The sequence below is a fragment of the Nostoc sp. NZL genome, from assembly GCF_015714705.1.
GTDB classification, from domain to species: Bacteria; Cyanobacteriota; Cyanobacteriia; order Cyanobacteriales; family Nostocaceae; genus Nostoc; species Nostoc foliaceum_A.
Window position 1 is genome coordinate 54,227 of sequence record NZ_WBKL01000185.1, and the last position, 10,532, is coordinate 64,758.

At 43.4% G+C, this 10,532-nt stretch carries 8 protein-coding genes; 7 read left to right on the forward strand and 1 reads right to left on the reverse strand.

Translation table 11 applies throughout. The features are described from left to right. Positions 1-16: 16 nt before the first annotated feature. Positions 17-400 carry a beta-lactamase hydrolase domain-containing protein gene (locus F8R90_RS27780; RefSeq protein WP_196513360.1) on the forward strand — a complete coding sequence of 128 codons (384 nt, stop codon included), beginning with the start codon at positions 17-19 and terminating at the stop codon, positions 398-400. Positions 401-725: 325 nt separating this feature from the next. On the opposite strand, the gene F8R90_RS27785 is transcribed toward F8R90_RS27780, so the two are convergent. Then, the gene (locus tag F8R90_RS27785) at positions 726-1,043 is read right to left on the reverse strand and encodes a HetP family heterocyst commitment protein (protein ID WP_196513361.1); all 318 of its coding nucleotides are present in this window, start codon (positions 1,041-1,043) and stop codon (positions 726-728) included. A gap of 543 nt (positions 1,044-1,586) precedes the next feature. Here F8R90_RS27785 and F8R90_RS27790 point away from each other — a divergent pair. The 6 genes from F8R90_RS27790 to F8R90_RS27815 all read left to right on the forward strand — a co-directional run bounded on the left by F8R90_RS27790 (position 1,587) and on the right by F8R90_RS27815 (position 10,474). Beyond that, on the forward strand, positions 1,587-4,004 hold the full coding sequence (locus F8R90_RS27790) for a sucrose synthase (RefSeq protein ID WP_196513362.1): 2,418 nt from the start codon (positions 1,587-1,589) through the stop codon (positions 4,002-4,004). A 162-nt stretch (positions 4,005-4,166) separates the two neighbouring features. Further along, the gene (pgmB, locus tag F8R90_RS27795) at positions 4,167-7,199 is read left to right on the forward strand and encodes a beta-phosphoglucomutase (RefSeq protein ID WP_196513363.1); all 3,033 of its coding nucleotides are present in this window, start codon (positions 4,167-4,169) and stop codon (positions 7,197-7,199) included. Positions 7,200-7,374: 175 nt separating this feature from the next. Beyond that, positions 7,375-8,724 (forward strand): PAS domain-containing sensor histidine kinase, encoded by a 1,350-nt coding sequence (locus F8R90_RS27800; RefSeq protein WP_196513364.1) that lies wholly within the window; start codon positions 7,375-7,377, stop codon positions 8,722-8,724. A 306-nt stretch (positions 8,725-9,030) separates the two neighbouring features. Further along, positions 9,031-9,468 carry an RrF2 family transcriptional regulator gene (locus F8R90_RS27805; RefSeq protein WP_196513365.1) on the forward strand — a complete coding sequence of 146 codons (438 nt, stop codon included), beginning with the start codon at positions 9,031-9,033 and terminating at the stop codon, positions 9,466-9,468. A 30-nt stretch (positions 9,469-9,498) separates the two neighbouring features. Beyond that, positions 9,499-9,891: a pentapeptide repeat-containing protein gene (locus tag F8R90_RS27810; protein WP_196513366.1), complete on the forward strand. Its 393-nt coding sequence runs from the start codon at positions 9,499-9,501 to the stop codon at positions 9,889-9,891. A 97-nt stretch (positions 9,892-9,988) separates the two neighbouring features. After that, the gene (locus F8R90_RS27815; protein ID WP_196513369.1) at positions 9,989-10,474 is read left to right on the forward strand and encodes a DUF2243 domain-containing protein; all 486 of its coding nucleotides are present in this window, start codon (positions 9,989-9,991) and stop codon (positions 10,472-10,474) included. The last annotated feature ends 58 nt before the right edge of the window (positions 10,475-10,532 follow it).

Genomic DNA, 10,532 nt, shown 5'->3' on the forward strand with positions numbered 1-10,532 from the left:
AGGGTTAATCCAGCTGATGAATACTGTTAGGAAGATTAATGATGAGTTAGCGATCGCTGGACAAATTACACTAGACCAGCTAGAACAAATAGCTAGCGAGGGTTATAAGTCTATATTAAACCTACGTTTGCCCAACGAAATAGACTTGCTGGCTAATGAACAGGAGAAAACTGAGTTTTTGGGGTTGTACTACCTTAACGTGCCAACTAAAACTGAAGACATAAATCATGAAGGTATGCTTCAGATATATCAGACCATCACTGAATTACCCAAACCCACTCTGATACATTGTGATAATTCAATTCGTTCAGCCGCAATAGTATTGTTGTATATCGCCATCAAACAGGGCATAACATTTGAAAAAGCGCTGCAAAAAGTTATTACCTTAGGCTTGATATAGTATGAAATCACATCTGTGCATTGGTGTCAACTTAAGGTGAAAGCCAGTCTAGAAAAAGCTTTTAAAGATTTTCTCTTACCTCGTTCCCAGTCTCCGACTGGGAATGCCCGTCGTTGAGGCTGCCGCCTCTCTTGCTGGCGGCAGAGCCGCTAGGAGTAGCATTTCTAGCCTCTTGCTGGAAACGAGGTTTTAAAGGAGTTTTAGCTTAAGTTGACACGGATGACAGATGTGCGCCCCACGGGAATCTAATCTATATTCAAGATTTTTGTGAGATGGTATAACATGGTGCATTAGGCACTCATGTCATGTTTTTTAAATTAATTTATTAATTTAAATTTTTCAGCATATTTAAAACCTGAGAAGATGCTTGACCACTAGAGCTAGTCACAGAGGATTTGGTATTTACTTGGTTCTGATTTGTTGTAGATGCAGGCGAGTTTGGAAGATGGTTATTGTCTTTGATTAAACGACTGTAAGTCCGTTGGGGAATGAAATGCAGTGGATTGTAACCAACGAAACGTAAAATCAGTACACAAGCCCAGGAATATCGACCATCGGAAATGGCTTCCATCACTTGGTCTAATTGTTCTGGACTAATGGCTTTTTGAGCATTTTTCTGAGAAGGAGAAATGTGGTAGTTCATAGCTAACCCTGATGTAACTTATCTAAATCGAGGTGTATCAGTTTATCCCACAATATTCTGTTTCCTGAATTGGGTTGAACAGTATATCTGCAATACAACGACGACAGATGATAATTTTGGCAGTGACTGTTTTAGCAGCCTTTAATCTGCTTACATTTGGTTTGATTATGCTAAAACTTGCTGGATTTAATTTATTTATAGGGTGATGTTCTACTGGCGATCGCGCAAATTTCACTGTACTGCTTGACCGGGAATAGTGTTTTATGCCTGATAAGAACTAACTTATATACATAGAATAATCTCTCTTTGCCACTACTCCAGCCAAATTGGCAGTTTTTTGTTTGAATTGGGCATTGGGTTCTCGCACTCCCCCAACTTCCTGCTCTCTCTCATCCCATAGATTTGAAGTCCTCACAGCGTTTCATCCCAGAGCTAGAAGCGAGGGGTTTTCATGGTTGTATAGCATTAAAGGGGAAATGTACCTCACAGAACTGGAGAAAAATATGAGGTCGTGACCTAGCTAAAGTTCTGGAATTCGTCATCATGTATGAACTAGTTCAAGCTGTCTTCAACGGTGATGAAAAAACTGCTCTACGTCAGTTAATTTATGCGTTGAGTGCTTCAGGGAAGCGTTACTTCCTAAGAAATGAGATTTTGCTCTTCTTTGCCGATTACTGTCATCAATCCCAAAAGCCAGCCTATTTTTATTACTCTTCTGATGTTGGCAAACTGATCCAGTACACCCACGAAATAATTCTCGAAGAGGAAAGTACTTGGTTCGTAGTTCGACCCAAAATTGCTAACCAGGAAGTTTGGAAACTGACAGCCGATTTTAATAATTTCGAGCAGATGACACCTCAAGCACTGCTAGATGTGAGCGATCGCTTAGTCAATCGCTACCAACCCCACATTCTCGAAATCGACCTCCACCCCTTTTACGAAAGTTCCCCAAGAATTGACGACCCCAGAAATATTGGTCAAGGTTTAACCTTCCTTAATCGTTACCTGTGCAATCAATTGTTGGCTGACCCCCAATATTGGCTAGAAATGTTATTTCAAGCATTACAGGGGCTGCAACACGATGGAATTCGCCTGCTGTTGAGCGATCGCATTCCCTCAGGGATTCACCTAGCCAAACAAATTAAGCTAGCACTCAAATTGCTGAATCAGCGATCGCCTGATGAACCTTATGAAAAATTCCGCTTTGCTCTCCAAGAACTCGGCTTTGAGCCGGGTTGGGGTAACACTGCGGGGCGAGTCTCCGAAACCCTAGAACTCCTCGACCGACTCATTTACTCTCCAGAACCTGGCATCTTAGAAGCATTTGTAGCCCGCGTCCCCGCCGTCTTTCGCGTTGTCCTGATTTCCATCCACGGCTGGGTTGGACAGGAAGATGTTTTGGGAAGAGATGAAACACTCGGTCAAGTTATCTACGTCCTCGAACAAGCCCGCAGCTTAGAAAACGAACTGCGTGAACAAATCAAACTCGCCGGTCTTGACAGGCTGGGTATAAAACCCCATGTGATTATTCTCACCCGGCTAATCCCTAACTGTGAAGGGACATTTTGCAACCTGCGCTTAGAAAAAGTTCAAGATACTGAAAATGCTTGGATATTGCGCGTTCCTTTTGGTGAATTCAATCCCGAAATTACTAACAATTGGATTTCTAAATTTGAGATTTGGCCCTATTTAGAACAATTTGCCCTAGATGCAGAAAAAGAATTACTAGCCCAATTCCAAGGTAAACCTAATCTTCTTATTGGCAACTACAGCGACGGTAACTTAGTAGCTTTTCTTTTATCTCGCCGGATGAAAGTTACCCAATGCAACATTGCCCATTCCTTGGAAAAACCTAAATATCTATTTAGTAATTTATATTGGCAAGATTTAGAAGACCAATATCACTTCTCGGTACAATTCACTGCCGATTTGATTAGCATGAATGCAGCCGAATTTATCATCACATCCTCCTATCAAGAAATTGTTGGTACACCCGATACTGTAGGGCAATACGAGTCGTACAAGTGCTTTACAATGCCGCAGTTGTATCATGTAGTTGATGGGATTGATTTGTTTAGTCCTAAATTCAACTTAGTGCCGCCGGGAGTAAATGAAAATATTTTCTTTCCCTATAGCCGAAAAGAAGATCGAGATTCTAAACTTTGCACACAAGTCCACGACCTACTCTTTAGCCGCGAAGACCCCCAAATCTTTGGACATTTAGATCACCTTAATAAGCGACCAATCTTTGCCCTTGCTCCCATCACCTCAATCAAAAATCTCACTGGGTTAGCTGAATGCTTTGGTCAAAGTCAGGCGTTGCAAGAGCGTTGTAATCTGATCCTCTTAAGTAGTAAACTGCATCCACATGAAGCTACAAACCTAGAAGAAGCAGAAGAAATTCAAAAACTCCACGACATTATCGATCAATATCATCTCAATGGCAAGATTCGCTGGTTGGGAATGCGTATCCCTAGCAGTGAACTCGGTGAAACCTACCGAGTAGTTGCAGATTCTCAGGGAATTTATGTCCACTTTGCCCGCTTTGAATCCTTCGGTCGGTGTATTTTGGAAGCGATGATTTCCGGCTTGCCAACTTTCGCTACTCAATTTGGTGGCTCTTTAGAAATTATCGAAAACCAAGAAAATGGATTTAATCTTAATCCTACAGACTTACAAGGAGCAGCAAAGAAAATTTTAGATTTCCTTGAACAATGTGATACTCATCCTGAACATTGGCACGAAGTCTCAGAATGGATGAGTCAGCGAATTCAGAATAGATATAATTGGCATTTACATAGTAATCAATTACTACTGCTAGCTAAAATATTTAGTTTTTGGAACTTTGTTGCTCCAGAAAATAACGAAGCCAGAGATCGCTATATGGAAACCTTATTTCATCTTATTTATAAACCTAGAGCCGAAAAGATTTTGGAAAAGCACATGGGGACTAATTCGTAATTCGTAATTCGTAATTCGTAATTTGTAATGGGCTTTGCCTTTCGTCAAGAAGTAGGAGGCAGAGCCTCCAAGAATGGGTTCCCAGCCTCCAGGCTGGGAACCAGTCAAAAGATTGATTCATCCACCAAATTTCCCCATTCCCTACTCCCCAATCTCTACTTTATGCAAACAAAAGGTCGTTCTCGCCATTTTATCTACACAGACTGGATATTAATCGAAACCCAGTTTGACCCTGAACAATTGCACTCTAAAGAAACGGTATTTACAATCGGTAACGGATACCTGGGAACAAAAGGCAGTTTTGAAGAAGGTTATCCTCATGCATTGCCAGCTACTTTTATCCACGGTGTCTACGACGATGTGCCGGTGGTGTACACTGAACTGGCAAATTGTCCTGACTGGCTACCCTTGATAGTGATTGTAAATGGCGATCGCTTCCGTCTCGATCAAGGTGAGATATTGCGTTATGATCGGCAACTTGATTTACGCCACGGACTTCTTAGCCGTTACTTGCGTTGGCGCTCTCCCAGTGGGAACATCATAGACATCAGCTTTGAACGCTTTGCTAGTTTTGCAGATCAGCATGTATTGGCGCAACGCTGCCATTTAACGCCAGTAGATTTTGATGGGTTAATCGAAGTTCAGGGAAGTATCAACGGCTATCCAGAAAATCAGGGTTTTAATCACTGGGAAGGACTAGACCAAGGCAAGACCGACCAAGGAATCTGGTTGCAACGCCGCACCCGCCACTCCCGAATTGAACTCGGTATGGGCGCAAGCATGAGAATATCAGGCACTGAAGCATCTTTGCAAGTCAGTACCGCACCAGGTTATCCGACCTTGAGCACGACCTTCCTGGCGAAATCACAACAGACCGTAACGGTAGAAAAAATCGTGACAGTTTTTACCTCGCGGGAGACTGAGACACCAGTCTTAGCAGCTAGAGAAAAACTCGCGCACCTGCCAGACTACGCAACACTACTAAAAGCCAATCAGCAGGCATGGGATGAGATTTGGCAGCAAAGTGACATCCTGATTGAAGGGGATAGCACAGCTGCTTTTGGGGTTCGCTACAATCTGTTTCAGCTGCTGATTGCTGGGTCACGCCATGATGACAGAGTGAGCATTCCTGCTAAAACCCTTTCTGGGTTTGGCTATCGCGGTCATATCTTTTGGGATACAGAAATTTTTATGCTGCCCTTTTTTCTGTTTACCCAACCAGCGATCGCCCGAAACTTACTCAGTTACCGTTGGCACACCTTACCAGGAGCTAGACGCAAGGCAACTCATTACAGCTATAAAGGAGCAATGTTTGCCTGGGAAAGTGCTGATACCGGAGATGAAGTAACACCACGTTGGGCACTGGGAAATGATTTTTATGGTGAAGACGTGCGAATTTGGTGCCGCGATCGCGAAATTCATATTAATGCAGATATTCCCTACGCCGCTTGGAACTACTGGCAAGCCACTGGTGATGATCAGTGGATGCAACAGCGCGGCGCAGAGATTATTTTGGATGCCGCTATCTTCTGGGGTAGCCGGGTCGAATTCAATTCTGAGCACCAACGGTATGAAATTCGGGGAGTGATCGGAGTGGATGAGTACCATGAATTTGTCCACAATAACGCCTTTACCAATCGGATGGCGCAATGGCATCTAGAGAAAGCGATCGCAGTCTATGATTGGTTGGCTCAGAAATTTCCCGAACGGGCTACCGAACTAGAACAGAAACTCAAACTCACCCCACAAGAGCAATCACACTGGCAAGACATCATCGCCAAAATATTGTTTCTCTATGACCCATTAACAGAACTAATCGAGCAGTTCGAGGGATTTTTCCAATTAGAAGATATCAACTTAGCAGATTATGAACCACGCGATCGCTCCATGCAAGCCATCTTGGGTATTGAGAAAACTAATAAATATCAAGTAATCAAGCAGCCAGACATCTTGATGCTCCTTTATTTAATGCGGGAATCAGCAGATTTTCCCTACAACGAAAAAGCATTGCAGACCAACTGGGACTACTACGCACCCCGCACCGATATTACCTATGGTTCGTCTCTTGGCCCAGCAGTTCATGCAATTTTAGCTTCCGATTTGGGCAAATCAACCGAAGCTTACAAACTGTTTATGCAGGCGTTAATGGTGGATCTTGAAGATAACCGAGGTAACACCAGCGATGGAATTCACGGCGCTACTGCTGGTGGTGTTTGGCAAGCTGTAATTTTTGGATTCGGCGGCATTCAACTAACCGAAAATGGCCCCGTAGCCAACTCCCATCTGCCTGATGGCTGGACGCGCCTGAAGTTTAAACTGCACTGGCGCGGGAAATGGCATGAGTTCGATCTACGCAAGGGACAAGTCGCCCAAGATATAACTTGTCAACTAAAATATCTCCAACTTTCCCTCTCCTCAAATCCCCCAAATTTCCTTTCAGAAGCTTCTGAATACCAGATTTCTTCTCCTGCTCTCTCATTCCCCTCAGTCCCCAGTCCCCAATCCCGCAGCGAAATGAACCACAACCCCAACATCCAAGGATTTATCTTCGACCTAGATGGAGTGCTGACAGATACAGCAGAACTTCACTATCTAGCTTGGCAGAAGCTAGCAGATGAAGAGGGTATACCGTTTAATCGAGAAGCTAACGAAGCGCTGCGGGGTGTATCCCGTCGGGCTTCCCTGATGCTAATTATTGGGGATAGAGCGTATTCGGAAGCACAAATCGAGGAGATGATGGAACGTAAGAATCGCTACTACGTGGAATTGATCCAACACATGACACCTAAGGATTTATTGCCAGGCGCGATCGCTCTCTTGGATGAACTGCGGCAAGCTGGGATTAAAATCGGTATTGGTTCGGCTAGCAAAAATGCCCAGACAGTAATCGAGCGATTGGGCATTGCCGACAAAATAGATGCGATCGCTGACGGTTATAGTGTACAGCAACCCAAGCCAGCACCCGACCTATTTTTGTACGCAGCCAAGCAGCTAGGACTCGAACCAGAGCAATCTGTAGTTGTAGAAGATGCCGCAGCAGGCGTTGAGGCAGCTCTAGCCGCTGGTATGTGGGCAGTAGGACTTGGCCCCGCTGAACGAGTTGGAGCCGCTCATGTTGTTTTGCCTAGCCTAGCAGGCATTACATGGGCAGATTTAAGAGTCAAATTAAGCAATATTGCCAGACAAAAACATTAAACACAGAGCCGCCGAAGTGCAGCAATTAGTGTGTGGGGTGCAATAACTTTGGGAATCGTAACTAATTATCCGCAGATGATATTACTGTTAACTGTTAAACTCCAAAAGCTAAGATCGTCTAAGTAGGAAATCTAAACAAAACCAAATTTTAGATATCCAAATTAGGAGTAGAAGCGTGAATTTGGGCGATTTAGCCTTACAGATAGAGGATATGCGTAAGCGCGTCGCCCTTTTGCAACGCCAGAGTGAACAGGAAAAAGCACAGGAAGAGATTGAACTCATTACCGCAGTATTAGAAGAAGTCCACTTAGCTTTAGAAGAATTGCAAATAGCGAATGAAGACCTACAGCAGCAGAATGAAGAGTTATCCCATACTCAAAAGGACTTGGTAGCACAACGTCAACGCTACCAGGAATTATTTGAGGAAGTACCAGACGCTTATTTTGTGACTGATACAAAAGGAGTAATTCAGGAAGCTAACTCAGCCGCCACTACTCTACTAAACATTTCCAAGAGTTTCCTGTTGGGCGAACTCTTAGAGATTTATGTGGTTGAGAAAGAAATAATTGCTTTTCATCTGAAACTAACTCATCTGCGCGATCGTGCCGAAATCCCCGACTGGAAAATGCAAGAATGGGAAGTAAACCTGCGACCACGTGACAGAACGCCAATTATTGCTGCGGTTAAGGTGGTTGCTATCCGTAATCAACAAGATAGCTTAGTCGGTTTGCGCTGGATATTGCGGGATATTAGCGAAAGCAAGCGAACCCAAGCCAAGCTGCAATGGGCAGAACAGGCGATGCGCCAAGCGCTTGCCAAAGAAAGGGAGTTTAGTGAACTTAAATCCCGCTTGCTCACCATCACCTCCCATGAGTTTCGTACTCCTTTGGCTACTATCCACTCTTCTGCGGAATTACTAGAATATTATCGCCATCTATGGAGCGACGAGCGACAACTGATTCACCTGCGTCGTATTCAAACATCAGTTATGCACATGACCCAGTTGTTGAATGATGTATTGGTGCTGAGTCAGGATGAAACAGGCAAGTTAGAGTTTAATCCAACACCCTTGAATTTGGTGGAATTTTGCCGCGATCTCTTAGAAGAATTACAACAGAGCGATCGCTCACAACATGCGATCGCTTTTAGCAGTGAGTGCCAATGCACACAAGCTAACTTAGACGCTAAACTACTACGGCAAATCTTGAGTAATTTACTCTCGAATTGTCTAAAATACTCTCCCATTGGCAGCACAGTTAAGTTTTCTGTCACCACTGCCAACGATCAAGCTATATTCCAAACTCAAGACTCTGGTATTGGTATTCCCCCTTGTGACATTGAACACATCTTTGAACCCTTCCATCGCGCTAGTAATGCAGGTAATACCCCAGGAATGGGATTAGGGATGTCCATCGTCAAGCAGGCTGTAGATTTACATGGCGGCGAAATTTTTGTCGAAAGTGCGATCAGTGCGGGAACTACCTTTACAGTCATCCTGCCATTTTCGATACATTTCCATGTATAGTAGCTTGCACTAATGCTGCTTTTATCTCTCATTGGTTTGCTTTTGAATGTTGTTGCCTTCCAATCGATTTAAACTAAGACAGAGTAATCCTTTAAGTCAATTTCCGCTCAGAAAGACTGTACAATAATCAATAACTTTTATTTATTGAATTAAAAATAAAAAGTAATTGCTGCTATGTTCAAAGGTATTTAAAGTAGAGTTAGCCGGTCAATAATAAGTTGATTGTAAAGTTTTTCTTAACAATAGCTTAGGGAAACAAACTCAAGGACTTTGTATATTTAAGTGTGAGTTTAAAATATTACGCCTGTGGTCATCTCTAACAAATCAGAATACGCACTTCTAGCCCTGTTAGAGTTAGCAACCTGCTACCCTAACGGAGAAGCCCTGCAAATTCGAGAAATAGCGGTCTTACAAGACATACCAAACCGATATTTGGAACAACTTCTGGCAACACTAAGACGTGGAGGTTTAATTAAGAGTATACGCGGAGCCAAAGGTGGCTATGTTCTGGCACGAGATCCTGGAAAGATTACAGTGTTGGATGCTTTTAGCTGCATGGAAGGATCAGATATTGTTGTATCTGATTGTGAGCCGACTCACAACACGGTAGAAGGTGAGCTAATTCAGGAAGTCTGGCAGGAAGCACGTCAGGCTGCTAACTCCGTTTTAGAAAAATATACACTCCAAGACCTTTGCGAACGAAGATCAATGCGAAAGCAGAAGGAACTCATGTATTACATTTAGTATGAAAGTAGTAATCTGTGAGGCTGTTATATGCCTGAAGACAATTCTCAACAGCCCATAAATAGTGCCGCTACTCTTGTAGAGAGTTATGCAGCAGGAAAACGGGACTTTAGTAAAGCAGAACTGGGTAATGCTGATTTACAAGGCATTAACTTGAAAGGTTCTGACCTCAGTTATGCTGACTTGAGTGAAGCTAATTTGAGTGGCGCTAATTTAAGGGGAACTGATCTTAGCTTTGCCGATCTGGGTCAAGCTAATCTGAAGGATGCTGATCTGAGGGGAGCATTGTTAATGTCAGCTAATCTCCGCCAAGCCAATCTCAAAGGAGCGAACCTGGAAAAAGCAGACTACGATCGCAGCACCCATTTTCCCCAAGATTTCGACCCAGCCAAAGCGGGTATGCAGATTAAATTTAAAGATTGATTAAATTAAATTGAACGATCGTACTTGCCTCAAGATAGAAGATATTTCTCCTAAAAGAGTTGTATTTTGGTAAAAAAGCCTATCTATGAGGTTGACAATGGAGGCGAAAAGTGAAACTCCCAACCGACGCGCACCACTAATTACTGCTGGAATTTTTCTTGGTGTGGGTCTTGGAGGGTTTATTGATGGAATTTTACTGCATCAGCTCCTCCAGTGGCATCACATGCTCAGTAACATTCGACCTCTGAACAACACGGCGAATATAGATTTGAACATGGTATGGGATGGATTATTTCATGCCTTGGATTGGGTATTCACCGTGATAGGAGTTGTCTTACTATGGCGTGCTGGAGGGCGTGATGATGTTCCTTGGTCATCACAGACCTTTATAGGATCAATACTGATTGGGACTGGGTTGTTTGACTTGGTTGAAGGTTTAATTGACCACCAAATTCTCGGTATCCATCATGTGAAACCAGGTCCAAATGAGTTAGCTTGGGATCTGGGATTTCTTGCATTCGGTGCGCTACTTGTTGTTATTGGCTGGATAATGGTAAAAAAGTCAAGAGTCATTAGTTATTAGTCATTGGATATAAGTTATTCCCCCTTATCCCTTTCTCCCCTTGTCCCCAGTTCCCCAC

Coding starts and splice junctions, on each gene's coding strand:
- F8R90_RS27780 (WP_196513360.1), top strand. CDS start 17: ATGAATACTGTTAGGAAGATTAATGATGAGTTAGCGATCGCTGGACAA.
- F8R90_RS27785 (WP_196513361.1), bottom strand. CDS start 1,043: ATGAACTACCACATTTCTCCTTCTCAGAAAAATGCTCAAAAAGCCATT.
- F8R90_RS27790 (WP_196513362.1), top strand. CDS start 1,587: ATGTATGAACTAGTTCAAGCTGTCTTCAACGGTGATGAAAAAACTGCT.
- pgmB (WP_196513363.1), top strand. CDS start 4,167: ATGCAAACAAAAGGTCGTTCTCGCCATTTTATCTACACAGACTGGATA.
- F8R90_RS27810 (WP_196513366.1), top strand. CDS start 9,499: ATGCCTGAAGACAATTCTCAACAGCCCATAAATAGTGCCGCTACTCTT.
- F8R90_RS27815 (WP_196513369.1), top strand. CDS start 9,989: ATGGAGGCGAAAAGTGAAACTCCCAACCGACGCGCACCACTAATTACT.